The following is a 23,745-nucleotide window of genomic DNA, read 5'->3' as shown; positions in this document are numbered from 1 at the left end:
TATTATTTGTTATAGCCAGTTATAGAAATACCTAGTCGCGGAAGTTTTTAAATTGGAAAGGCTGACCTAGTTCACCAGTACGGATCAATTGCATTACTTCTTGTAAATCGTCGCGTTTTTTACCTGTTACACGAACTTCTTCACCTTGAATAGACGCTTGTACTTTGATTTTTGAGTCTTTGATAAGTTTAACGATTTTCTTCGCCATGTCTTTATCAATACCCTGCTTTAGGGCAACTTTACGTGACACATACTTACCAGAGCGCTCAATATCTTTAAGCTCAAGGCTTGAAACATCTAAGCCACGCTTTGACGCTTTTGCAGCAATGATATCGAATAACTGCATAACTTGCTGATCAGCTTCAGCTTTTAGCGTAATTGTTTCGTTTGCAAGCTCAATTGATGCATCCACACCACGGAAGTCATAGCGTGTTTCAAGTTCACGGTTTGCATTATCTACCGCATTTTTAGCTTCTGTCATTTCAATTTCAGAAACAATGTCAAATGATGGCATTATCTATCTCCTAATCATGTTATGGGCTGATTATAACAAGCAAAAACCGACTCGGTGAATAAATTTATCTCGCCTGATAACATCTATTTACAGAGCACTTTAGTATATTCACCCACCATCCATTTTTCGGTGATATACTGGCTCTACTTTGCCTGCATAGAGATATAGGAAGTTTTGTGACTCGGCGTATTTACCAAGTTTTATTACTACTCACTTTAAGTATTTGTACTGTTTTATTTGCTAAAGAGATCCAGCATTCAGGCATTCGATTTGAGCACGCTGATAAAATCGCACATTTTGGTATTTTCTTCGTGCTTGCCTTTATTATGCATCACGCCATTCGTATTCCAATCTGGCTTCAGCTTTGTTTATTAACCGCTTACGGAATTGGCATTGAATACATGCAAGATACCCTGCCTCATAGGCAAGCTTCTGTTGGTGATTTTGTTGCTGATGTAGCGGGTGCTGCCAGCTACTATTTAAGTTATTTCGCATGGCGAGAGTGGCGAGTTCGTAAGCATGGCTAATATTCATGTTTTAGGTGCTGGTGCTGTTGGTTTAAGCTTTGCATTTCACTTAAGCCAACACCATCAAATCACGCTAGTGACTCGACATAAAAAAAACAACACTTTTTATTATCAAGAAGGCGAAACCGTCACTCCAATCACTGCCAACATAGTTGATATCACAAGTTTAACCTCACAAGATCCCATCTCAATTTGCTTTATCTGTGTCAAAGCTTACCAGCTCATAGATGCGTTCAATGTCATTCAGCCTTTTCTAGCACAAGAAGCCATGGTAATTATCAGTCACAATGGCATTACTGATTTGGCAGAGATCACATCGCAACTCAGCACGACTCAAAGCCTATACTTTATGAGTACATCACGCGGTGCACTTAAAACATCGAGCAACACTGTGGTTCAAACAGGCATTGGTGCAACCTATTTAGGTGCTTGTAATACTGAAGCTGAAAGTAACATTGATACTTTTTATGAAGCGGTATTTGCTGAAAGTATTTCTCACAGCGCCATTCATCACGACATTACATTGCTGCGCTGGCAAAAGCTGATGGTTAATATTGCCATTAATCCACTCACCGCTTTGCATCAAGTTCAAAATGGGCAATTACTAAAACCAAGTTACGCCACACAAGTGATGAACTTATTAAACGAAGCCTGTTTTATTGCCGATAAATTAGGAATTAATATCGCATTAGCAGACGCACTCAACAGTGCGTATACCGTTATGCGACAAACTCGCAGCAATAACTCATCAATGGCACAAGATGTAAAATTAGGGCGTAAAACTGAAATTGAGGCAATCTGTGGCTATATCGTTGGTGAGGCGAAAAAACTCGGGCTGGATGCGCCTTATAACCGAACCATGCTTGAACAAATCAATCGTTTAGAACAAACAAGCTGATAGCAAAAAGCCGAGTTATACTCGGCTTTTCTGACAACTAAAAATACTTGCTATGGACGGTACACTTTTACATTCATGTAGCCGTTTTCATGCAAAATAAGTGCTTGTAGCTGGCTCATTACCCCACGGGCACAATATAAGTAATATTCTTTATCTTGAGGCAGATCACCAAACTTAGTCGCTAATCTAAAGAATGGAATATGCTCTACTTCTACCCCATCAAGCTCAAGTGGATTTGCGTCCTCTTCTTCTGGCGAACGAATATCAAGTACCACTGCATTTTCAGGAAGCTCACTAACAGTTTCAGCCTCTTTAACTTCTTCTTTCGCTTCTTCTTCGATTTCGCGAATGTCTTTTACAGTCGCGTTTTTGATCACAGTATCTAAAACATCAAAGTCGAACTTGGCTTCTTCTTCCAAGATCTTTGACATTTTCGCTTTAACAGTCGGCTTTTGTGAAATAACACCACAGTATTCAGGCATAGATTCTGCCATTTCTACTGTACCAATCTCACGGGCAATCTTAATAATATCTGCTTTATCGTGCTGAATAAGTGGGCGTAAAATCAAGGTTTCAGTCACACGGTCGATCACACTTAAGTTAGCCAGTGTTTGACTTGATACCTGACCCACACTTTCACCTGTGATTAACGCGTGAGCATTTACCTTTTCAGCTACTGCTGCGCCTGCACGCATCATCATACGCTTAAGTACGACACCCATTTGGCCGTTTTCTACATTTTCTAAAATCTCAGCAACCACAGGTTCAAAGTCTACCGTGATGAACTTAACTTTGTGAGTAGAGCTGAATTGCTTCCACAAATAGTGACTTACCTGTTTCACGCCGATTTCGTGAGCAGCACCACCAAGGTTAAAGAATAAGAAGTGAGTACGCGCGCCTTTACGCATCATCTGATATGTCGCGACGCCTGAATCAAAACCACCTGAGATCAGTGATAATACATCTTCTTGCGTCGGCAGAGGGAAACCACCGATACCATAGTGAGTGTGGGTAACAATATAAGCCAGATCTTTTTTGATCTCGATTTTAACCACAACTTCAGGCTTACTTAATTTAACCTTAGCGCCTTCAACATTTTGGTTAAGACCGCCACCAACATAACGTTCTACGTCTGTTGAAGTGAAATCATGATTACCGTTACGCTTTACGCGAACACAGAAAGTTTTCCCTGCAATTGTATGGCTCGCAAGCTCTAAAGTACGCTGATAAATATCATCAATGGTTTCAAAAGGTGTTTCTTGTACTTCAATAAATTGCACAATACCAGGCACGCGTTTGAGGTTATCTATGAACCATTCACGGGTTTGTGCATCGCTGATATCCGTTTCAACTGCAATGTTATCCCAGTTGTTTTTTACGCGAACTTTTTCATCTTTACGAAGTAAGATTAACTTGATGTTTTTCTCAAGTAACTTGGTAAAACGTTTACGAACAGATTTACTCTTGATCGCGATCTCAGGATGCAGTTTTACGATAAATTTAAGCATAGAAACACTCTTTAGGTGGGCGAATGCGCGCCGCGTCAGTCGGGCGCGCGATTATAGCAAATTTCTATGCGATGAGGAAATAAACAATATTGGTTTATTAGGCAATACTCGGCAGTGCCTCGTCAGCCAGTTGCTGATATTGCTTTTGCAGATCGCTGATTTTCTTAAAACTCAAATCTGTACAGTATGGTTTGACTAAAACTAACACTTTGACAATGCCATTATAGATATCTTGTTGTTCTAACACCCCTGTCATACGGCGAGCTTTTACGTAAGGAGTCCAGAAACTCACCGTCATCTTTAACATATGCGCAAATTCAGATGCATCTTCATCTGTGATTTCTATTACGCCAGCACTGCGTAACCCGATCACAACAGAGCGCACTTGATTAAACAAATCGGCTTGAAATTCGATATATTGTTTTTTTAACTCACTGTCTTTCGCAAGAATGTCAGTTAAGTTGTCATAGAAGAAATGATAACGCCACATAAGTTCAAACAATGAATCTAAATATTGTGTTAACTGTTCTAATGGCTCGTGAGATGTGTCGAGTGGTTTAAAGTGCGTACTTAAATGCTCTCGATACAGAGTGAAGATATTACGGATAATGTCTTCTTTATTTTTAAAATGGTAATACAAGTTGCCGGGACTTATACCTAAGTTTGAAGCGATATGATTGGTAGTGATCGCTCGCTCTCCATGTAGGTTAAATAAGGCAATACTGGTACGAATAATTTTTTCCTTGGTATTCATATCCTGCTCTCAGACACGCTAATAATGATGAATATAATAACTAAATTCTGCTTTAATTACTTATTTGATTCTGTCATAAGACATAAATTATGTGACATTACCCAAAAAGAAAACAGTTCCATAAAAATTATATCCATACTGAAAATACCATTAAAACGGCTTAGTTATAAGCAACAAGTTGCTAAGCAGACCAGTGATATTTGCTGCAAAGCTTGATAACATTACAGAAATTTTATTCTGACTAAATTGTTATGAAAGTTACCGCGCTATACCCAGGCACATTTGACCCACTCACCAATGGTCACGCAGATTTAATTAAGCGTGCAGCTAAGATGTTTGATGTCGTACTACTCGCCATTGCCAATAATCCGAGTAAAAAGCCTTGCTTTAACTTAGATGAGCGCGTTGCACTCGCTGAGCAGGTTTTGAGTGAATACAAAAATGTTAAGGTCATCGGTTTTTCTGGACTATTAGTCGATTTAGCTAAACAACAAAATGCCCAAGTATTAATTCGCGGCATTCGCGCAGTCTCAGATTTTGACTATGAGTTCCAGTTAGCAAATATGAACCGCCGACTTAACCCTGATCTTGAAAGCGTATTTTTAACGCCTTCAGAAAGAAACTCATTCATCTCCTCAACACTCGTTAAAGAAGTGGCTTTACATCATGGTGATGTAACTGAGTTTGTCGATCCTATTGTTGCCAAGGCCTTATTGGAAAAATTACACGGATGAAGTTAAAAGTATTAACCCTAGCAGTCGGCCTAAGTAGCTTCTCAGCTATCTCTAGTCCATGGATAGAAGCTGAACAAGCGCAGCTTAAGCACTCTATCGACTTACTTGTCAGTCACAACTTAATTCAACGACCAGTCAATCAATACCCTTTATTATGGCGAGGTATAGTGCAAGACTTGGCTGCTGTTAATATGAATGAAGTACCTGAGTCGGCAAAGTTCGCGATTGCGCATATCAAGCATGCTTTATCTAATGCGAAGCAAAAACGCCGTTCAAGTATTCGCGCTTTCTACAACCAAGACCCAGAATTAAGAGAAGGGTTTGGCGAGCGCAAAGGCGCAAAGTCTGGTGTTCAAACGTTTGGTCAGATAATCAGTGATGACGTTAGCGCCAAAGTACAAGTCAACTATACGGATGATGCCATCGATGGTAAGTACATCAATCATTATGGTAGTCATGTCGCGATATTGCTAGATAACTGGTCAGCTAGTATCGAGCAACTGAACTATTGGTGGGGCCCAGGTAATGAGCAAGCTTTACTGCTTAGCAATAACGCGGCCCCTATGAAGGCGTTTAGACTGAGTAGAGCCAATACCGACTACCAAGGCCCTTCATTTTTATCATTTATCGGTCCTTGGCAAGTCACTGCTATCGCGGCCAAGCAAAAACCAACATTAGCCACAAAGAAAGAAGGTGATTTTTGGGGCGTTCGCTTATCGAGCATGCCAATATCTGGATTAGAGATTGCGTTTAGCTCAACATCAAGTGACTTTATTTTTAAAGAAGATCCACAAAACTCCGAGCTTAGAAGCAAACAACGCCTAACAAGCTTAGATGCGAAATACTCGAACACTTTTCAAGGTTTACCTTTTGCTGTCTATGCTGAAATAGCTGGTGAAAATGACGCTGGGTTATTACCTAGCAATAGCAGCTATACCCTTGGTATTGAGGGTCACCTTGCAGATATAACCTATCGAGCAAAAGGCTTTATTGAATTAAGTGATACAGAACTGAATTGCCAAGCAGAGCAAGCCAGTTTCCAATGTAACTTTGCCACATCAAATAAAGGAGCTGACTACATGCAACGCGAGCAATGGCTGGGGGCAGCTATGGGGCCGCAAGCTAAAAGCGTCACTCTAGGTATTGATTATTACCGCCTAGCTGGTTTCGGCGGATATGCTAAATTAAAGCAGCTAAATTTTGACTCTTTAGATTTAGATAGAAGCTTACTCGAAGTAGGCTATCAGCAAGGCGTATTAAAAGGCTTAGGAAAACTGGGCTTGAGTGTTTGGAAAGATAAACTACCCAAAGACTCTGAGACTCACACAGCAGTCTCAGCAAGCTGGGAACTTCAATTTTAATTAAGGGCGCGAATAAGCGCCCTTAATTTTTTTGCTCAGTTTATACCAACCTAAAAAATCTTTTTGTACAACTAAAACTAAGACCATGATGAGGTCAGAACCATTTATTCCATAGCTAAATACAGTCCAAAACCACCAATACCCTTCTTCTTTGAGTCTATGATAAGTAAGTAAAAAATCCATTTGCAACAGTAAAAAAAGCAATGAGTTTACACTTAAAGCTACAAGTAAATACAAACAACAAAGCTTGCCGGTTTCACTCTTTAGTTTGAAAAAGCGGTGAATAAATACAATCGTCAGCAAATCTAAAGCAAAATAAAGCGAATTAGGCAAATAAACTGACCTAAGCTCAGAAAACCAGTAGGAGTACTCTATAGGTAGCAATATAGAGTAGGAGATAAACATAACAAGAGAGAGTGTTAGAGGCTCATAAGTTTGCTCTTTGTTTAGACGGTTGATGTTATTAACCGATGTTCGTCCAAAGTTTATCAAGAGTACCATAAAGAAAAGAAACGTTGCTATATGCCCAAATAAGAATCGAGCGATAGGATTTAGATGTAAAAGCTCACCAAATATATATTGAATATCAATCACGTAGAGCACCTAATTTCATAACACAGCCTTACTTTTCTTTCGGTGCAAAAGAAGCCTATTTACCATCAATAGATCTTTATGGATTAGCAGAACTAAAATCATCACTGCATCAAAAAAGTTTATCCCTATCGTAAATACATCCCAAAACCACCAAGCTTTGAAAGGTTTAAAATTGTTATACATCAACAATAAATCTATTTGTAATGAAAGAAATAAAATAGAGTTACACGATAAACAAAAGACAATATAGCGTTTGCATAGTAATGCTTTGTTACTTTGCAACTTAATCAAAAAACATATCAACAGAATGGTTAAAATATCTAAAAAAAGAAAAAACGTATATGGGAAATAGCGTGAAGAGATTTCAAACAAGCCAACTAACAACTCGATCGGTATCATCAAAGCATAAGAGAAACACATAACAATAGATAGGCTAAGCACTTCTTTGCGTTCAGCTCTGACACTGAAGCTTGCATGTATATTAGATGTTCTAACATAATTGGCCAGCATGACTAAAAATAGTAACCAGCTTACCAAGTGCATACTTAAGAAGTTAGTAATTAAATCCCAGTTCATCAATGAGCCAAAATACATAGTACTGTAGTTATTCATAACAAACCGTTACTCTTAGCGTATTAGAATTTTATTGGTTAAATAATAAAGTTTAAGAAAATCTTTATGCAATATAAGGACTAAAACCATCATGGCATCAAATGCATTAACCCCTACCGCAAAAACATACCAAAACCACCATGGCTGGTAAGATTTTAAACCTTCAAAGACCAAAAAAACTTCTATTTGAATAGCTAGAAAAAGTAGCGAATTACACAACAAGCCTACAAGCAAATAAGTTTTGCATATCTTACCTTGCTCAGAACGCGTATTCACACAGTTATAAATAAATAATACAGTTAAAAGATCAAGTAAAAGGAAGTAGGTATTAGGGTAAAGATAAGAGATTAGTTCTTTCAAATTTACGAAGTAATCAATCACACTACCAATAAAATAAGATAAGAACATGATAGCTGATAACTGAAATGGCTCTTTTAATTTTGCCTTATCAATATGTTGAAACTGCCAGCCTGACCTTCTCACAAAATTTAATAAGGTCGCCATTAAGAAGCACCAAATTATAAAATTGGCTAGAAAGCTGGAAAAGGTAGCAGAGGAAAAAAGGGTAACCACAGTAATACATAACCTGAAGTAATTAAGCGGTATAATAAAGTCTTAAAGAAATACTTAGTTCATCTAAACAGAGTGACAAAGTAAATGGTATTACTCTAAGACACAAGTCTTACAACACAATGAGCGTATTTATTGTGGGCAACATCAATATAAGAGCTTAAGGAAAAAAGAAAATCACTTACTGTATTTTCACGATAAAAACTAAGCCGAAATCGTTTTTTGTCGTTTTGAGAGATGCTTCTTAACTCTGTTTTTGAAAAACTTTACACACAAGAAATCTCGGTCAAGTATCAAAGATGCAACCATAATCACATCTATTATGTTAATCGCTAACGTATAAAAATACCAAAACCACCAAGGTTCTCTATTGTCTAATACCCTTAAATCTATATGAATTAACAAGCAGAGGATAGCATTAAGTGTTAAGCCAACAATTGTATACTTAGCTGCAACACAGAGCTTTTGTTTAACAAGAAAACTTAATAGGGAGATCAATGCAATTGTAACAACATCATATGCAATCCAAGAAAGGTACATATAATAAGTTGAAGATAAGTCAATGTAGTGATTGCTGGTAAAATATGATGCAGCCATCACAAAAGAAGTTAATAAAAGGGATATATTCTTACTTATATTTGATAAATAAAAAAAAGCATTAAGCAAAAAAGCTAAAACCATGCCTAAAACAATTATTGTATCAAAATGCAGCCCTAAGCTTTGTAAACTAAAAATATATCCACCAAAAGAGATTACGGTTCTTTTTTCTCGCCTGTATTTGGGTTCACAGAACCACCACCGCGAGCGCCAGTAATTTGCTCTAAAAACTTTTCAGATTTAATTACCTTACCAGAAAGAGAATTGATTTGGCTAGTGCTTTGAGCCGAACGTTGTTTTGATACTAAAGTTTTAATTACCTTTAACATAATGTTTCCTTATTTACGCTGTGAAACAGAGAGTCACAAAAGTGACGTTTATTTATTGTTAAAAGTTATTTAGCAATGATCGATCCAATATTACACCACATTACACTTAACTTGCTTAAATGCTGATTTTATGTTCACAAGCAACAAAAAAGCACCAGTTTGATATAAAAATGGTGCTTAATTAATAATTTAAAGCTTTACTCAAATAAACGAGTAGTGGCTTGATTCAAAAAGTATTGGCTTAACATGCCAAGAAATAAACTCCACAAGCCACTTAATCTTTATTACTACTTAGATTTTGCCTGCTGTTTAGCATATTTAATTGCTTGTTCCACTTGTGGCAACGATGTGCCACCAAGCGCTTGCCGTGCGGCAATACAAGCATCTATCTCTAATACAGGATAAACATCTTCTGCAATTACATGACAAACTGTCTGAAATTCATCAAGCGATAAATCTTCTAGATTCTGACCTTTACCAATTGCATGCTGAACAAGCTGCCCAACGATATGATGGCCTTCTCTAAATGGAATGCCTTTAGCAACTAGGTAGTCAGCAAGCTCTGTAGCATTAGCATGGCCGCCTTTCGCTGCCTGTAACGTTGCTTCACCATTTACCTTGATACCCTTAATGCAGGCTTGTGCCATATGAATACAGGCAAGCCAGGTCGGCATAGCATCAAACAAACCTTCTTTGTCTTCTTGCATATCTTTATTGTACGCAAGCGGTAATGCTTTTAGTGTCATCATCATGGCGCTAAAAGCACCAAAGACACGACCCGTTTTGCCACGAATTAACTCCAGCGCATCTGGGTTTTTCTTTTGCGGCATTAATGACGAACCTGAAGTCACGTTATCAGCCAATTCAATAAACCCAGCCTCGCCAGAATTATAAAAAATCAGATCTTCTGCGAAACGAGATAAATGCATCATTGAAATGCTGGCACAACTTAAAAGCTCAACCACAAAATCTCTATCTGACACTGCATCTAAGCTGTTGCGGCTGGCATGTCTAAAGCCAAGATTGTGAGCCAAAGCTTCTCTATCAATCGGGTAAGCTGTACCTGCTAACGCACCACTGCCCAGTGGGCTGACATTTAGTCTATTAATGGCATCGTTTAAACGAGACTCATCACGCTCAAGCATTTCAACGTAAGCCATACACCAATGGCTAAATAATACCGGCTGCGCTCGCTGCAAATGCGTATAACCAGGTAAAATCGTGCCTAGTTCACGTTCAGCAAGGGCGACGAATTCAGCTTTTAAAGCTTGAATGGCTTCAACAATTTGTTCGGCTGTACTTCGACTCCAAAGACGAAAGTCAGTCGCAACCTGATCGTTGCGACTGCGGCCCGTGTGTAGTTTTTTCGCCAAATCGCCTACTTTGTCTATCAGCTTAGCTTCAACATACGAATGGATGTCCTCATACCCAGCGCTCGCCACTGCTGATAGATCTTGTTGTACTTCGTTTAATAGCTCATTCAAAGCTGCAACCAGCTCGGTATGCTCTTGTGCACTTAACACATTAACTTGCTGTAGTGCACCGGCCCAAGCGATCGAGCCGATAATGTCTTGCTCTGCCATTTGGTAATCAAACGGTAAAGAATCATTAAATTGTTTAAAAGCCTCATCAGGTCCTGATGAAAAACGGCCGCCCCATAGTGCCATGCTGAAATCTCCGAACTTAACTCTTACTTAACCTTAGCGTTTAATGCAGCAATTCTGCTCGACAATGAGAACAGGCGAATAAACCCTTCAGCATGCGACTGGTCATACACATCATCTTCACCAAATGTGGCAAAATCTTCACTGTATAAGCTATTTACCGATTGCTTTTGTACGGCAGCCACTTGGCCTTTATACATTTTTAAGATCACTTCACCTGTTGCAACTTCACTTAACGCTTCAGCTCCAGCTAGCACTGAGTCTTTTAACGGCGTGAACCAACGACCGTCATACACTAAATGTGCAAACTCAGAAGAGAGTGCCTCTTTCCATTTGCGACTTGCTTTATCTAGCACTAACTCATCGATTGCTTGCAGTGCAGCCATCATGACTGTGCCACCTGGCGTTTCATAACAACCACGAGACTTCATGCCCACCAAACGGTTTTCAAGAATATCAACTCGACCTACACCATGTGGCGCTGCGAGTTTATTTAACTCCATTAAACATTTATATGGGCTATAACGCTCACCGTTAACCGCAACGATTTGACCCTTTTCTACTGATACAGCAACAAACTCAGGTTTATCTGGCGCTTGCTCTGGCGCTGTTGTCCAAGTCCAAACTTGATCGCTTGGCTGGTTCCAAGGATCTTCTAATTCTCCACCTTCGTGCGAAATATGCCAAGCATTGGCATCGCGGCTGTAAATTTTTGTCGCAGAAGCAGCACATGGGATATTACGCTCTGCAAGGTATTCAAGTAATGACTCACGGCTTGATAGATCCCACTCACGCCAAGGCGCGATCACTTTAAGATCTGGCGCCAATGCCGAGAAACAAGATTCAAAACGCACTTGGTCGTTACCTTTACCCGTGCACCCGTGAGCTAACGCATCAGCACCTACTTTGCGAGCCACTTCAACCTGTGCTTTAGCAATGATAGGACGTGCCATAGACGTGCCTAGTAAGTAAGTGCCTTCGTAGATTGCGCCTGTTTTCAGTGTTGGGTAAATATAGTCACTCACCATTTCTTCTTTTAGGTCGACGATGTGACACTCTGATGCACCCGATGCTAAAGCTTTCTCCTCAACACCGACTAGCTCTTCATCGCCCTGACCTACATCGGCAACAAAGGCGACAACTTCACAGTCATAGTTTTCTTTTAGCCAAGGAACAATTGCTGACGTATCGAGGCCACCAGAATATGCCAATACAACCTTTTTGATTTCGCTCATTACTTTACCCTTACACATAATTTGGATTTAACAGTGATACCAGCAGTGCATTTTGAGCATGCATGCGGTTTTCAGCTTGTTGAATAATTTTTGAATTTGCACCGTCCATCACCTCTGAGGTGATCTCGTACTCACGGTGCGCAGGTTGGCAATGTAGAATCGTGCTTGCGCCTGATTGTTCTACCAACTGCTGATTAATTTGATACGGCATATATTTAGCTTTAACTTGCTCAAGTGGTGTCGTGTCACCCATTGACACCCAGGTATCTGCATACAAGGCATCAGCACCTGTTGCTGCTTCTATGTCATCGCTTACAGTGATTGACGCACCTGACTCTAATGCCAGTTGTTCTGCTTGCTTTAAAATCTGTGCATCTGGTGACGCGCCTTTTGGACTAATCGCCACAAAGTCAGTACCCAATGTTGCAGCTAATAACATAAGAGAATGAGTGACGTTATTACCTTCACCTAAATACGCCAGTTTGATTTTGCTGACATCGCCATAAACTTCTTGCAACGTTAAAAAGTCAGCTAATGCCTGACATGGGTGGTACAAGTCACATAAGCTGTTCACCACAGGGACACTCGAAAACTCAGCCAATGTTTGCAATGAACTATGTGCATTAACACGTGCCACGATGCCATCAGCCCAGGTAGCAATATTGAGGGCAAAATCTTTCACCGACTCACGACCGCCCATCGCACCGTTTTGTTGATCAAGATAAACCGCGTGACCGCCTAAACGATTAATACCAATGTCGAAAGACACACGTGTACGTAGACTCGGCTTTTCAAACAAAGTAACGATAGATTGACCTGCAAGCGCTTGATTAAACTCTTTTGGCTGCTGCTTGATGGTTTGTGCAAGCGATAATAGTTTTAGCGCTTGAGCTTTATTTAGTTCTAATCCTGTTAAAAAATGAGATGTCATTGCTATTTCCTAAGGTGTAATTTTTGTACCGACATGGATGCCTTGAACTAAGGCAATAAGATTTTCTGGCTTCTGCCAGCTCGATATATACACCCCGCGTCGTAAGTGTTGTGCAGCGTGCAGGCTGGTCTTCACTTTGACCTCCATACCGCCAACAATGACTCCTTCTTCGATAAGAGTAGCAATGTGTTGTTCAGATAATTGATGTAAAGGCTGCTTATTCGCATCAAGCACCGCCTCTACATCTGTCATATAAATAAGCTCAGCATCTAGTTGCTCGGCAATCGCCGCCGCCGCTTCATCTGCATTAACGTTATAAAGTTGACCATCAACTCCGATACCTATTGAGCTCACCATAGGTGTTCTGCCCAGCTCTAACAGAGTAGGTAGAATACTTGCTTCACCCTGTTGGCACTCGCCCACTTGACCTAATGCTTTGAGTTTTTGCGAAGCAATTAAACCCGCTTCATATAAACAAGTACCCACAGGTTTTAAACCGGCTTTAATGGCTTGACCACTCAGTTGTTTGTTCGCAGTACCAGCCAATGCACCAACTATATAAGGCATTTGTTCTTTTGGACTGATACGAAGACCTTGGTGCTTAGCCGTTGCAAAGCCCGCCTCTGACAACCACTTATCAACTAGCGCGCCACCGCCATGTACCACAACAAACTGCTTGTCGATTTGTACTTTTGTCAGCTCAGCAATTGCAGAAAATAGTCCCATCGCTGCATCTTCCGTGTTTAACACCGCTCCACCGACTTTAATGACCCATGTTTGCATCTTCATGACACTCCTTTTAAGCCAAGTTCAGCAGGTAGTAATGCTGCAATATTCATACACTGTAGCGCTTGGCCAGCAGCCCCTTTTAACAGGTTATCGATGGCAACCACCACAATCAGTTGCTCACCTTGTACTTGCCAACCAATATCAACATACGGCTGTTTAGCCACACCTTTAATTGAAGGCATTTGCTTATTGCCTTTTAAACGAATTAACGGCTCGTCGGCCAATACCTGAAATGCTTCATTAACCTGGTGCTCACTTACACCCGGCTTCAGCTTCACATAAATGGTTTCAAGAATACCGCGAGCAAAATTACCTAAGTGTGGGGTGAATAACACTGAATGACCCAGATACTGTGAAATTTCTGGCGTATGCCTGTGATTGAATAAACCATAAGGTGCGAGAGACACTTCGCAAAACTGGGTGCCTATATTGGCTTTACGACCCGCACCCGTGACACCTGATACCGCGTTTACAATAATGGTATCGTCCGCAAGTAAATCGGCTTGTTTAAGTGGTTTTAAACCATTTAACGCAGCCGTTGGATAACAGCCTGCAACAGCAACCAGTTGTGCCTGTGAAATACCCTTTGCATTCCACTCTGCTAAACCATATTCAGCTTGTGCAAGCCAGGTTAGTGATTGGTGCGTGAAGCCATAAAAGCTGTCGTAATCTTGGGGGTTTTTAAGTCTAAAGCCGCCTGATAAATCAAATACTTTTTTGCCCATAGCTAAAAACTTAGGCGCGAGCTCTACACTGACTTTGTGATCTGTACACAGGCAAACGAAGTCAGTATTTGCTTCGATATCAATAAAGGCTTGTTCATTAAGAGGTAAAAGAAGCGTGTCGAGCAAAGAGGCATGTTCTGGATACAAGTCACTCAGGAGCTTTCCTTTGTCTAAACTTTGCTCTGACACAAAACATCCAGCAAGGGAGAAGTTGGGATGTTTGGCAATTAAACTGGCTAATTCGGCGCCGCTATAGCCGCTAGCGCCAATAATGGTTACATTCAACATAGTAAAAAAATCTCTAAAAATTTGGTTCCGTTTCGGGCCTCATGGGCATTATTTAAAAAGTGTTGAATGTATGTCGTCGCATCTTAGCCTCAATTTATATTTATGCTTAAAAAGTGAATTGATATTCATACTAAACACATATAAATTATTATGCAAACATTTTGAATAAATATTTTGGACTAATATGACCACTCCCGCTTTTATTAATATGTACCAGCAGCTTATCGCCGAGCCTTCTATTAGTGCACTCGATCCACAGCTCAATATGAGCAATTACTCCACCATAGAATTATTAGCAGCTTGGTGTGAAAATTCAGGCTTTCAGGTTGAGATTACAGAACTTGAAAGCGCGCCGGGTAAATTCAACTTACTGGCCAAACGTGGCGAAGGTGAAGGCGGTTTGATGTTAGCTGGGCATACAGACACAGTGCCTTTTGATGACAGCCGCTGGAGTTATGATCCATTTATACTTAGTGAAGTCGACAACAAACTATTTGGTCTAGGTTCAATTGATATGAAAGGCTTTTTTGCATTTGTGATTGAAGCCATTAAGCAACTTGACGCACAAGATGCGAAACAAGCTAAACCCATTATGATCCTCGCCACCGCAGATGAAGAAACCACAATGGCAGGCGCACAAGAAGTGGCGAAACATCAAAGCTTAAAACCTGAATTTTGTGTCATCGGTGAACCGACTGATATGGTGCCTGTATTCACCCATAAAGGGCACATGAGTACCGCCATTCGTGTGACGGGTAAGTCGGGTCATAGTTCTGATCCTGCACGCGGTTTAAATGCCATTGAGGTGATGCATAAGATTATTGCAAAGCTGTTGCAACTAAAAGATACTTTAAAGAATAAATATTCAATTGAGCATTTTGCAATACCCTACCCCACTCTAAATCTGGGGCATATTCATGGAGGAGATAATGCTAATCGTATCTGTGGTTGCTGTGAATTGCACTTAGACATTCGTCCATTACCCGGGCTGAGTATTCAAGAGCTGCAATTATTATTGCTAGAAGCGGTTAAACCCATTAATGATGAATACCCAAATAGTGTCGCGGTTATCGACTTGCATGATCCTATTCCGGCCTTTACTGGCACAACCGACAGTGCATTAGTAAAACTAGCTGAAGCAGTTTCAGGAGAACAAGCAATCGCGGTGAACTACTGCACTGAAGCACCATTTTTGCAGCAGCTTGGCTGTGAAACGATTGTCATGGGTCCAGGCTCTATCGAGCAAGCCCACCAGCCTGACGAGTTTTTAGCAATGGAGAAAATCAAACCTTCTCAAGAGAAGATCACAAAGCTAATTAATGAATTATGTTTTTAAAACTAAAAAGCCACCGAAGGTGGCTTTGCTCAATCTGATTATCTGTCTGCTATTGTAATTGTTTCGCAGATTTCGATACTCATTGTATAAGTTGTAGGTCTGTCACACGCGATTGAGCCTGTGTCAGGGATGCAGCGTAATGTATTAACACCACCCGCTACCGCTGGAGTTGCATTTACTGGTAGTGCTTTGTTGTCTTTTGAAAGGTTTTTTACGCTTTTTTTGTTTAGTTTAAGTTTCATTTTATTTTCCTTAAATGAATGAGATTGGTGTCTGTAGATGATTTACTTTCGGTCCATCAGAACCAATTGATTAATATAGTATTGTTATTTGACTTATTAAGATAAACAGTCGTTTCTGTAGCTTGGTGGCAAAGTAGTAATTGTGATGCAAGGATTTGTATGGCAAACCTCAGTTTTTGCAAACACAGGCACACCACCTGCGATTTGTGGCGTTGCTTCTAAAGCAACTTGAGCGTTATCTAAACTTAAGTTTTTTACTTTCTTTTTGTTTAACTTCAATTTCATAGTGACTTTCCTTATTGAGTGTGACCTAAAGGTCAAAAAAGAAACTACCAAAAAGGGGACAAGCTAGCAAGAATTTAATTGAATATTTCTCAAGTAAGCAAAATGATAATTAAACATAAAAAAAGAGCGCTTATTTGCGCTCTTTAAATTAAAAATTAAATAGGTGAACCAGGCGGCATTTTTAATGCTGTAAAGCCTTCTGGCCACTTTCCTGATTCTAAAAACGCTTTCACTTGACGTGCAAGATCATGCCTGAATGCGGTGTCTTCACTGACATTGCTAAATAGCGACCTTTGATCAAACTGTTTTGCTACTCGCATCAATTGAAAGCGTAACTGCGCTTGTACTTCTGGCTCAACTTGATTTGAACTGGCTAACTGAGCTAATCGTGCAGCAGTTAAAAATTGCACGCGTTGAGTTAGTTTTTGTGTCATACCTACTGTGCTATCGGCTTCAAATACCTTGCTGTATAGCGTATTCATTAGGTCACTCAAGCCAAAGTTTTTATTGTCTCTGGCAGCATGCTGCGATAAACGATTTAAGCGCTCAGCATTTAATAGCAGTTTTAAGCTATGGTTTGCTGCCACTTCCGGTAGCGCCATGGCATCAAGGGCCAAGCCAGTTCGACCATAAACACTTTCACGGGTTTTACGCTCACCATATGCTTTAGGTGGGATCAACGCTAAGATGCTCTCAGGTATCATCAACTGCTCTGCCTCAAGGGTTTTCAGCATCGCCGATAGTGCTTGTTGCTGCGTCGCTTTATCTACAATTTGCGCACCTTTAACAGCACGATCGCTGCGTACTTCATAATCGTAATCAATACCCGCGATAAGCTTCACAGCCGACTCAACCTGGTAGCGATGGAATAAAAACAGGGGTACTAATTTCTCTTCTAATTGAGACAGTGCAACACCAGTTTTAATGTTATTAATACCGAATGTGTTTAACGCTTGCTGACGAATATCGAGTACTCGCAGTAATTCTGCTGCAGGGTTTTCACCGTTATCCCATAAATGTGCGGTCGGGTGACCACCGCCTTGCGGGCGCGCATCAGGGTCAGAAATAAACTCAAACCCTTTCTTGTGGTTTTCTGTGATGATATTAGCAAGCTCAGTCGCTTCGTCTTTACCGCTGAAATCACTGTAACCATATTTTACCGCTTGAATGTCCCAATCGCCCATACCCTTGGCATAGCCTTTAGAAATATCTAGCTGACCTTGTGCATCAAAACCAACCAACGGGTGCGGATAATCCATCACTGATGCTCTGTTTTTAATCGATGCCGAGAAGTTATGCGCAATACCCAAAGTATGACCAATCTCATGAGCGCTCAACTGACGAATGCGATCAAGGGCCATATTCTGTAAATGTGCGTTTACTTCATCACCTTTCACAAAAGGCGCTGCCAGCGCTTCTGCAATTAAGATATCTTGGCGCACACGTAATGAGCCTAATGTGACATGACCTTTGATGATCTCACCCGTGCGCGGGTCAATAATTGACGAGCCATACGACCAACCGCGTGTTGCTCTGTGCACCCATTGGATCACGTTGTAGCGCACATCCATAGGATCGGCATGTTCTGGTAAAATTTTCACTTGGAAACCATTGCTATAGCCTGCTGCTTCAAATGCTTGCTCCCACCAGCGTGCGCCATCTAGTAAAGCAGTTCTTACTGGCTCTGGTACACCAGGGTCAAGGTAATACACAATCGGCTCAACCGCTTCGCTTTGCGCTGCCGTTGGATCTTTTTTCGCTAAACGGTGACGAGGAATATAACGCACCAGCATAGACTCGCTCAGCGGTGCCGAGTAGTCCTTATGTTCAATACTCCAATACCCAGATTGCGCATGGAATTGGCGAGGTTGATACTCGTCATCAGGTAATTTAATTAAAGAATGATGTTGGTGAACTGTCACTGCATATGGGTCTGCACTGACTTGACGAACATACTTCCCCGGCTTGCTGCCTTTAAACGTTAAGACCGCTTCAAGTTCTGTGTTATCTACGAATGCTTTTGAGCGTGGCATAAATACCGCACTGCGCGAAGCATCTAAACTAAAGTTACCTTGGTTACGGTTTGCCAGTGTACGGGTTACACCATGGACGTCTGATAACAAATAAGGCGTGTAATCAATCAAGACACTGTCGTTATCTTGAGCAACAACTTTAAAGCCTTGCAAAATACTTGAAGCAAACGCCTCATTGATACTTTGCTTTTCAGCAGCGTTGCTTGAGCTCGCACGATAATAAGTGTTTAAGGCACGAAGCATGATTTTGTCGCCAAAGCGCTCGAATTGCGCGATATGGGTACCGCCTAGTTGACCTCTATCTAGGCCGATATCATTCGAACCTACCCCGTACGGCAAGCTAAATTGTAGTAAAAATGGCTGCTTGAACTTATCAACATCAAGGTAAATTTTGCCGCTTTGCGTGTCGGCATAGAAGGAGTAATGACCCGGAAAATGATTAAACTTTTCAGTAAACTCATCAATAGACTTAATTGCGGCGTGCGCTTGGGTTATCATAGTGCCCAGCAAAGCTGAGAATATGACAGGTAAAAATCCAATTTTTCGCATAATCTTATCTTTGTTATTAGAGGTTTTAAGTGGTTGTCATTAAGGCAGTATAAATTATCCAATCTGTTTTGCAGCTATTTAAAACAAAATTCAGCGCGGCACACAGCCTTCTCTCACACTATACTTGGCTGTGACCATAACGTTATCAGGACTATTTACTATGCGTAGACTTCCTCCGGTGTTAATTGAAGACGGTTGTTCTAGAGAGTTAGTTTCATTGATCCGCACTATCCTTGCGGCTTGTAAAGAAATTTCATTCCGTGTTGGCCAAGGCGCACTTTCCGGTGTTTTAGGTTCAACATTAGACGAAAACATTCAAGGTGAAACACAAAAGAAACTGGATGTACTGTCTAATCAGCTTTTAAAAGACATCTTATTAGAGTCTGGCTATGTAAAAGCGATTGCATCTGAAGAAGAAGACTACACGGTGGCGGGCAACCCTGACGCTGATTTTATCGTCGCGTTTGACCCACTTGATGGTTCTTCAAATACCGACATTAACTCACTGGTTGGGACGATTTTCTCAATCATGGAAGCGCCAAAAGACGCAGATCCAGCTGATCCTGCTATTTTCATGCAGCCGGGTCATCAGCAAGTAGCTGCTGGTTATGTGCTATACGGCCCATGTACGACGCTCGCACTTACAACGGGTAAAGGCACACGCATCTTCACCCTTGATAAAACCCACGGCAGCTTTTTATTAACTGAAGAGTTTGCGAAAATTCCTGAAGACACCAAAGAATTCGCAATTAACGCGTCTAACCAGCGTCATTGGCAGCCTGCTATGCAAAGCTACATTCAAGATTTGCTAGCTGGTGATACAGGCCCTCGTGGTAAAAACTTTAACATGCGCTGGATTGCAGCCATGGTCGGTGATGTTCACCGTGTGCTATGTCGTGGTGGTTTATTCACTTACCCTGCTGACACTAAAAACCCTGAAAAGCCATACAAGTTGCGTTTAATGTACGAAGCAAACCCAATGGCGATGCTAGTAGAGCAAGCGGGCGGTTTAGCGCACACTGGTGAAGCGCGCATTATGGATATTCAACCAAATGACATCCACCAGCGCGTTGCGGTAATTCTTGGTTCAAAGAACGAAGTTGAAGCGTGTTTGGCTTATCACAAATAAGCTGGCTTCAAGTTTAACGTATTAAAAAAAGCAGCTTAGGCTGCTTTTTACTTTTTAAGTCGCTTTTAGCTTTTAGCTTTTAGCTTCCAATAATTTGCTTAATTGCTGAATCTTTTCCATTGTAATCTCTCCCATCTGCTCAGGGTTACTTAAAGCATACAACACGCCTTCCACTTGTTGTGTATCGATGTCTTCTCGCATATCGAGTAACTGTGCCCACATTTCTAATTCATCCATGTCTAATTGCTTACCAAGCACTTTATCTAATACAGTGAGCACATCTTGATTGCTGACACAATAAACCACCTCTGATTGCGAGGCAGAGAGTAAGACTGAAAAGGCATCTGAACGCTTTTCACAAAAGTGAACGATGGCTTTAACCGCCTCTAGGTGAGTCATGTTATTATTCACGTAAATTTCTCTTATTCGAACGTCTTCATGAACTGCTCGCAATGCCAGCAAAGTCTAAAATGTAGTGCCGATACTGATTGCTGGTGTATGACACTGCCAAATATTCTACCTATTTCTGAGTCACCTGGCTGCGTGTGTCGCGCTTGTTTAATAAAAAATATCAGAGCTTACATCGAAGATATAAAAAACAAGCCTATAAAGGATCAGCTTGCGCTCGCTCGACCTTATCAGAACGACACTCAGTTTATTGAAGGCATTGATTACGATATGGAAAATGGCTTACTCGTGATGAGTCGTTGGGCACATCTAAAGCGAGGTAAGTGCTGTGGCAACGGCTGCCGCCACTGCCCTTATAAGTAACCTGAGCTCTCGTTAAGTAGTAACTTATACCTCGCCTGTCTCAATGGGTAGGTTATTTTCGGCATTGCCCCACTCTGACCATGAGCCGTCGTAAACAGCTAAATCTTGATAGCCACATTCATCTGCTATCATGGCCAAAATACAGGCTGTTATTCCCGAGCCGCAGCTAAATTGAAGTGACTTGCCTTCAACGCCCAATGCTTTCAATCTTTCATGTAATTCAGAAATCGCTTTTAAGCATTTGTTGCCATCGAGCACACTCGCATAGTGCATACTCTTACTGTTTGGAATATGCCCCGAAATCATTCCGGCTCTTGGCTCAGGCTCCTCGCCTGTAAAACGTTTATAGCTGCGCGCATCAAACAATAAGGTGTTAGGATCGTCTATGGCATTGAGAACCGCTTGCTTATCGATAAAACAACCCGCTTTTGGGTGAGCCACAAAATCACCGATGGTTCTAGCTTGGCTGTACTCAACCTGAGTAGGTAAACCCAATTCAAGCCATCGTACTAAGCCGCCATCAAGCACATACACTTCATCAAAGCCCATGCTTTTCAACATCCACCAAGCGCGTGCGGCACTGAATAAACCTTTATCATCATAAACAATCACAGTGTCAGTATTGTTCACACCTAGCTGGCGCATTTCAGCCTGAAACTGCTGAGCGCTACACATAGTACTTGAAAGCGCTGCATCTGGTGCACAAAGTGCCCCTTTGATATCAAATCGTTTAGCGCCAAAGATAATTGCTTGAGGGCAATACTCGCCCTTTTCACCGGCATTCACTATACCCGCATCAAAAACATGAACGTGTTCAATGTTTTCTTGTAACCATTCGCAGGACTTGATGTTTTTCACCCTTACACTCCCAAAGCACCTATCAATCAGGCTATACTAGACGGCAATTTTCACAAGTACAATAAAATCGCCATGGTTAACGCTATTAAAAAAGAAGCTATTTCAGGCCCTATTTTAGCCGTACTACCAAAATTTATTGGCGATGCAATAAATACCCTATCTGCTATCGAGCTACTCAGAAAACTCTACCCTGATAATGAAATTTACCTGCTAGCTAGGCCCTATATGGTTGAGTTGTTCGATCGCGATGAGTATTACAATATCAAAGTGATTGCCGATGAACGTTATGGTGAAGCCAAACTTTCGGTGTTTTCCCTAGCCAAACAGTTAAAACAACATCAGTTTTCAATGGCGGTGCTATTTAGGGGCTCTTTCTCTGAAGCGCTACTGGCTAGACTTGCAGGTATCAAAACCATCATTGGTTATGCACAAAATGGACGAAAACCACTTCTCAGCCATCCATTAAATTTGAATGTAAACCATCATTACTTACTCAGATATTGCCGTTTAATTAACGAAACACATGGTGACTGTTTTGAGCAGTTTAATATTCCCAAATTAACTTATCGAGAGATTGAAAGCACCACCGTTAATAACGACAAGCCAATTATTGGTTTGTATTTTGGTGGAAAAAACAAAGGTGCGCGCCACTACCCAGTAGAACAAGCAAAACAGGTAATTGCTTTACTTAATGAACAGTACTTATCTAACTTAATTCTAATTGGTGATAAATCAGAACAAATAGACAACCAAAAATTGTTTGACTACGCAAATAGTTTAAATATGACCTGCACAGATTTAACGGGGAAAACATCGTTGACGGAATTAGTCGATCATATTGCTTCGTTCGATCTCCTGATAAGCATCGATTCTGGCCCTATGCATATGGCAGCAGCAGTGCAAACGCCATGCGTTGCCATTGTGGGGCAAGGCACTAGCCCCTGGTCTTTAGTAGTACCTAAAACGCCTAATGTTATCGCGGCAACGGCTGAGCTCAGCCTAAAACTTAACGAAAACCTGCTCGTAACAGATATTTCAGCACAGCAAATTGTTGAAATTAGCTTGCCTTTAATTCAATCTAAAACACCTTACATAGATGAAGCCACATTGCTATTATCTAAACACAATAATAACTAAGAAAGTCAATTATGCAGCCTCCTATTTTTATCATCAACATGGCCAGTAGCATCGAAAGATGGCACACCACATCAACTCGATTGCAAGCTATCGGTCTTGAAGGCACACGTTTCGAAGCCACTGTTGGGAAAGCACTCTCAGAGCAAGAAGTCGCTTCTTGGTACAGCTCAGAGCTAAACTTAAAACGCCATCATCGCAATATGACACCGGGTGAAATTGGCTGCTACATTAGTCATATGCGTATTTGGGAAAAAATGCGTGATGAAAACATCCCTTTTTGCATCGTGCTAGAAGATGATATTAAAATTGAACCACACTTGGTTGAGGTCATGCAACAAATCGGTAAATTAATAGGATGGGATCTAGTTAAGTTGTCAGATAACTGCGAAAATTCATTTATTGATGAAGTAAAACTTAGCGATAAATATATCTTAGGTAACTACTTAAAAGTTCCGAACTGTTGTAATGGATATGCTCTTAGTCTAGATGGGGCCAAAAAGCTATTAAATAGAAAACCCTTCTTTAGGCCTGTCGATGTTGATATACAATTTCATAGTGAAGTTTCATTAAATATTACTGGGATTAAGCCCTACCCTATTGATGAAGATCTGTCTTTTATTAGTGACATTGCTAGTGTTAATAATGGTCGACATTCAAATAAAAGTACTTTTTGGCGAAACTTCCGCCATCGTAAAGACATGTATTTTCAGCGCAAGAAAATTTCAGCCGACCTGTCTAAAATCACCCAAAAATAAAAAACGAGCCCTCGGCTCGT

Annotated in this window: 26 protein-coding genes and 1 pseudogene; 9 read left to right on the top strand and 18 right to left on the bottom strand. The window is 40.9% G+C overall.

Annotated features, from left to right (window positions below; genetic code table 11):
• Positions 1–31: 31 nt before the first annotated feature.
• The gene (locus tag C1E24_RS02410; protein WP_138478415.1) at positions 32–514 is read right to left on the bottom strand and encodes a YajQ family cyclic di-GMP-binding protein; all 483 of its coding nucleotides are present in this window, start codon (positions 512–514) and stop codon (positions 32–34) included.
• A gap of 176 nt (positions 515–690) precedes the next feature.
• Here C1E24_RS02410 and C1E24_RS02405 point away from each other — a divergent pair, with 176 nt between their 5' ends.
• The gene (locus C1E24_RS02405; RefSeq protein WP_138478413.1) at positions 691–1,041 is read left to right on the top strand and encodes a VanZ family protein; all 351 of its coding nucleotides are present in this window, start codon (positions 691–693) and stop codon (positions 1,039–1,041) included.
• Complete coding sequence (locus C1E24_RS02400) at positions 1,034–1,939, top strand: ketopantoate reductase family protein (protein WP_138478411.1); 906 nt, start codon at positions 1,034–1,036, stop codon at positions 1,937–1,939. Before C1E24_RS02405 ends, C1E24_RS02400 begins: the two co-directional genes overlap by 8 nt.
• A 50-nt stretch (positions 1,940–1,989) precedes the next feature.
• Here the strand turns inward: C1E24_RS02400 and thiI are convergent, their stop codons facing one another.
• Complete coding sequence (gene thiI / locus C1E24_RS02395) at positions 1,990–3,447, bottom strand: tRNA uracil 4-sulfurtransferase ThiI (protein ID WP_138478409.1); 1,458 nt, start codon at positions 3,445–3,447, stop codon at positions 1,990–1,992.
• Between the two features lie 97 nt (positions 3,448–3,544).
• Entirely contained in the window at positions 3,545–4,201 is a 657-nt protein-coding gene (locus C1E24_RS02390) for a TetR/AcrR family transcriptional regulator (protein ID WP_138478407.1), read from the bottom strand.
• 251 nt (positions 4,202–4,452) lie between these two features.
• Here C1E24_RS02390 and coaD point away from each other — a divergent pair, with 251 nt between their 5' ends.
• Positions 4,453–4,935 carry a pantetheine-phosphate adenylyltransferase gene (coaD, locus tag C1E24_RS02385; RefSeq protein ID WP_138478405.1) on the top strand — a complete coding sequence of 161 codons (483 nt, stop codon included), beginning with the start codon at positions 4,453–4,455 and terminating at the stop codon, positions 4,933–4,935.
• Positions 4,932–6,296 (top strand): capsule assembly Wzi family protein, encoded by a 1,365-nt coding sequence (locus C1E24_RS02380; protein WP_138478404.1) that lies wholly within the window; start codon positions 4,932–4,934, stop codon positions 6,294–6,296. Before coaD ends, C1E24_RS02380 begins: the two co-directional genes overlap by 4 nt.
• Here the strand turns inward: C1E24_RS02380 and C1E24_RS02375 are convergent, their stop codons facing one another.
• The 10 genes and pseudogenes from C1E24_RS02375 to argC all read right to left on the bottom strand — a co-directional run bounded on the left by C1E24_RS02375 (position 6,297) and on the right by argC (position 14,627).
• Positions 6,297–6,890, bottom strand: coding sequence for a hypothetical protein (locus C1E24_RS02375; RefSeq protein ID WP_138478402.1), 594 nt, complete (start codon positions 6,888–6,890; stop codon positions 6,297–6,299).
• A 15-nt stretch (positions 6,891–6,905) separates the two neighbouring features.
• Positions 6,906–7,502 (bottom strand): hypothetical protein, encoded by a 597-nt coding sequence (locus tag C1E24_RS02370; RefSeq protein WP_138478400.1) that lies wholly within the window; start codon positions 7,500–7,502, stop codon positions 6,906–6,908.
• 15 nt (positions 7,503–7,517) lie between these two features.
• Positions 7,518–8,006: a hypothetical protein gene (locus C1E24_RS02365; protein ID WP_138478398.1), complete on the bottom strand. Its 489-nt coding sequence runs from the start codon at positions 8,004–8,006 to the stop codon at positions 7,518–7,520.
• 270 nt (positions 8,007–8,276) lie between these two features.
• Positions 8,277–8,753, bottom strand: coding sequence for a hypothetical protein (locus C1E24_RS02360; protein WP_138478396.1), 477 nt, complete (start codon positions 8,751–8,753; stop codon positions 8,277–8,279).
• Positions 8,754–8,824: 71 nt separating this feature from the next.
• On the bottom strand, positions 8,825–8,998 hold the full coding sequence (locus tag C1E24_RS20880) for a hypothetical protein (protein ID WP_171040729.1): 174 nt from the start codon (positions 8,996–8,998) through the stop codon (positions 8,825–8,827).
• 302 nt (positions 8,999–9,300) lie between these two features.
• A pseudogene (gene argH, locus C1E24_RS02355) lies at positions 9,301–10,665 on the bottom strand (argininosuccinate lyase); the annotation flags it as partial.
• Between the two features lie 23 nt (positions 10,666–10,688).
• Entirely contained in the window at positions 10,689–11,897 is a 1,209-nt protein-coding gene (locus C1E24_RS02350) for an argininosuccinate synthase (RefSeq protein ID WP_138478392.1), read from the bottom strand.
• A gap of 10 nt (positions 11,898–11,907) precedes the next feature.
• Positions 11,908–12,828 (bottom strand): ornithine carbamoyltransferase, encoded by a 921-nt coding sequence (locus tag C1E24_RS02345; protein ID WP_138478390.1) that lies wholly within the window; start codon positions 12,826–12,828, stop codon positions 11,908–11,910.
• Positions 12,829–12,837: 9 nt separating this feature from the next.
• A complete protein-coding gene (gene argB, locus C1E24_RS02340) occupies positions 12,838–13,617 on the bottom strand; it encodes an acetylglutamate kinase (RefSeq protein ID WP_138478388.1) in 780 nt (259 codons plus the stop codon).
• Positions 13,614–14,627, bottom strand: coding sequence for an N-acetyl-gamma-glutamyl-phosphate reductase (gene argC / locus C1E24_RS02335; protein ID WP_171040733.1), 1,014 nt, complete (start codon positions 14,625–14,627; stop codon positions 13,614–13,616). Before argC ends, argB begins: the two co-directional genes overlap by 4 nt.
• Positions 14,628–14,814: 187 nt before the next feature.
• On the opposite strand from argC, the gene argE reads away from it, so the two are divergent.
• A complete protein-coding gene (argE, locus tag C1E24_RS02330) occupies positions 14,815–15,966 on the top strand; it encodes an acetylornithine deacetylase (protein ID WP_138478384.1) in 1,152 nt (383 codons plus the stop codon).
• Positions 15,967–16,004: 38 nt separating this feature from the next.
• On the opposite strand, the gene C1E24_RS02325 is transcribed toward argE, so the two are convergent.
• The 3 genes from C1E24_RS02325 to C1E24_RS02315 all read right to left on the bottom strand — a co-directional run bounded on the left by C1E24_RS02325 (position 16,005) and on the right by C1E24_RS02315 (position 19,075).
• A complete protein-coding gene (locus tag C1E24_RS02325; RefSeq protein WP_138478383.1) occupies positions 16,005–16,208 on the bottom strand; it encodes a hypothetical protein in 204 nt (67 codons plus the stop codon).
• Between the two features lie 96 nt (positions 16,209–16,304).
• Positions 16,305–16,493 carry a hypothetical protein gene (locus tag C1E24_RS02320; protein ID WP_138478381.1) on the bottom strand — a complete coding sequence of 63 codons (189 nt, stop codon included), beginning with the start codon at positions 16,491–16,493 and terminating at the stop codon, positions 16,305–16,307.
• Positions 16,494–16,648: 155 nt separating this feature from the next.
• On the bottom strand, positions 16,649–19,075 hold the full coding sequence (locus C1E24_RS02315) for a zinc-dependent metalloprotease (RefSeq protein ID WP_138478379.1): 2,427 nt from the start codon (positions 19,073–19,075) through the stop codon (positions 16,649–16,651).
• Positions 19,076–19,235: 160 nt separating this feature from the next.
• Between C1E24_RS02315 and C1E24_RS02310 the strand changes: the two genes are divergently transcribed.
• The gene (locus C1E24_RS02310; protein ID WP_138478377.1) at positions 19,236–20,204 is read left to right on the top strand and encodes a class 1 fructose-bisphosphatase; all 969 of its coding nucleotides are present in this window, start codon (positions 19,236–19,238) and stop codon (positions 20,202–20,204) included.
• 72 nt (positions 20,205–20,276) lie between these two features.
• Here the strand turns inward: C1E24_RS02310 and C1E24_RS02305 are convergent, their stop codons facing one another.
• Positions 20,277–20,615: a hypothetical protein gene (locus C1E24_RS02305; protein ID WP_138478375.1), complete on the bottom strand. Its 339-nt coding sequence runs from the start codon at positions 20,613–20,615 to the stop codon at positions 20,277–20,279.
• Positions 20,616–20,642: 27 nt separating this feature from the next.
• On the opposite strand from C1E24_RS02305, the gene C1E24_RS02300 reads away from it, so the two are divergent.
• A complete protein-coding gene (locus C1E24_RS02300; RefSeq protein ID WP_138478373.1) occupies positions 20,643–20,975 on the top strand; it encodes a DUF5522 domain-containing protein in 333 nt (110 codons plus the stop codon).
• A 24-nt stretch (positions 20,976–20,999) separates the two neighbouring features.
• On the opposite strand, the gene C1E24_RS02295 is transcribed toward C1E24_RS02300, so the two are convergent.
• Complete coding sequence (locus tag C1E24_RS02295) at positions 21,000–21,833, bottom strand: sulfurtransferase (protein WP_138478371.1); 834 nt, start codon at positions 21,831–21,833, stop codon at positions 21,000–21,002.
• A gap of 72 nt (positions 21,834–21,905) precedes the next feature.
• On the opposite strand from C1E24_RS02295, the gene C1E24_RS02290 reads away from it, so the two are divergent.
• Positions 21,906–22,970, top strand: coding sequence for a glycosyltransferase family 9 protein (locus tag C1E24_RS02290; RefSeq protein ID WP_138478369.1), 1,065 nt, complete (start codon positions 21,906–21,908; stop codon positions 22,968–22,970).
• Between the two features lie 11 nt (positions 22,971–22,981).
• Positions 22,982–23,725, top strand: a complete 744-nt coding sequence (locus tag C1E24_RS02285) for a glycosyltransferase family 25 protein (RefSeq protein WP_138478367.1) — start codon at positions 22,982–22,984, stop codon at positions 23,723–23,725.
• Positions 23,726–23,745: the final 20 nt, after the last annotated feature.

This window comes from Pseudoalteromonas phenolica (assembly GCF_005876835.1).
GTDB classification, from domain to species: domain Bacteria; phylum Pseudomonadota; class Gammaproteobacteria; order Enterobacterales; family Alteromonadaceae; genus Pseudoalteromonas; species Pseudoalteromonas phenolica_B.
The sequence above is the reverse complement of the archived record's forward strand: the minus strand, read 5'-3'. Positions and strand labels throughout refer to the sequence as shown.

Coding starts and splice junctions, on each gene's coding strand:
- C1E24_RS02410 (WP_138478415.1), bottom strand. CDS start 514: ATGCCATCATTTGACATTGTTTCTGAAATTGAAATGACAGAAGCTAAA.
- C1E24_RS02400 (WP_138478411.1), top strand. CDS start 1,034: ATGGCTAATATTCATGTTTTAGGTGCTGGTGCTGTTGGTTTAAGCTTT.
- thiI (WP_138478409.1), bottom strand. CDS start 3,447: ATGCTTAAATTTATCGTAAAACTGCATCCTGAGATCGCGATCAAGAGT.
- C1E24_RS02390 (WP_138478407.1), bottom strand. CDS start 4,201: ATGAATACCAAGGAAAAAATTATTCGTACCAGTATTGCCTTATTTAAC.
- coaD (WP_138478405.1), top strand. CDS start 4,453: ATGAAAGTTACCGCGCTATACCCAGGCACATTTGACCCACTCACCAAT.
- C1E24_RS02380 (WP_138478404.1), top strand. CDS start 4,932: ATGAAGTTAAAAGTATTAACCCTAGCAGTCGGCCTAAGTAGCTTCTCA.
- C1E24_RS02370 (WP_138478400.1), bottom strand. CDS start 7,502: ATGAATAACTACAGTACTATGTATTTTGGCTCATTGATGAACTGGGAT.
- C1E24_RS02365 (WP_138478398.1), bottom strand. CDS start 8,006: ATGGCGACCTTATTAAATTTTGTGAGAAGGTCAGGCTGGCAGTTTCAA.
- C1E24_RS02360 (WP_138478396.1), bottom strand. CDS start 8,753: ATGGTTTTAGCTTTTTTGCTTAATGCTTTTTTTTATTTATCAAATATA.
- C1E24_RS20880 (WP_171040729.1), bottom strand. CDS start 8,998: ATGTTAAAGGTAATTAAAACTTTAGTATCAAAACAACGTTCGGCTCAA.
- C1E24_RS02350 (WP_138478392.1), bottom strand. CDS start 11,897: ATGAGCGAAATCAAAAAGGTTGTATTGGCATATTCTGGTGGCCTCGAT.
- C1E24_RS02345 (WP_138478390.1), bottom strand. CDS start 12,828: ATGACATCTCATTTTTTAACAGGATTAGAACTAAATAAAGCTCAAGCG.
- argB (WP_138478388.1), bottom strand. CDS start 13,617: ATGAAGATGCAAACATGGGTCATTAAAGTCGGTGGAGCGGTGTTAAAC.
- argE (WP_138478384.1), top strand. CDS start 14,815: ATGACCACTCCCGCTTTTATTAATATGTACCAGCAGCTTATCGCCGAG.
- C1E24_RS02325 (WP_138478383.1), bottom strand. CDS start 16,208: ATGAAACTTAAACTAAACAAAAAAAGCGTAAAAAACCTTTCAAAAGAC.
- C1E24_RS02320 (WP_138478381.1), bottom strand. CDS start 16,493: ATGAAATTGAAGTTAAACAAAAAGAAAGTAAAAAACTTAAGTTTAGAT.
- C1E24_RS02315 (WP_138478379.1), bottom strand. CDS start 19,075: ATGCGAAAAATTGGATTTTTACCTGTCATATTCTCAGCTTTGCTGGGC.
- C1E24_RS02310 (WP_138478377.1), top strand. CDS start 19,236: ATGCGTAGACTTCCTCCGGTGTTAATTGAAGACGGTTGTTCTAGAGAG.
- C1E24_RS02300 (WP_138478373.1), top strand. CDS start 20,643: ATGAACTGCTCGCAATGCCAGCAAAGTCTAAAATGTAGTGCCGATACT.
- C1E24_RS02290 (WP_138478369.1), top strand. CDS start 21,906: ATGGTTAACGCTATTAAAAAAGAAGCTATTTCAGGCCCTATTTTAGCC.
- C1E24_RS02285 (WP_138478367.1), top strand. CDS start 22,982: ATGCAGCCTCCTATTTTTATCATCAACATGGCCAGTAGCATCGAAAGA.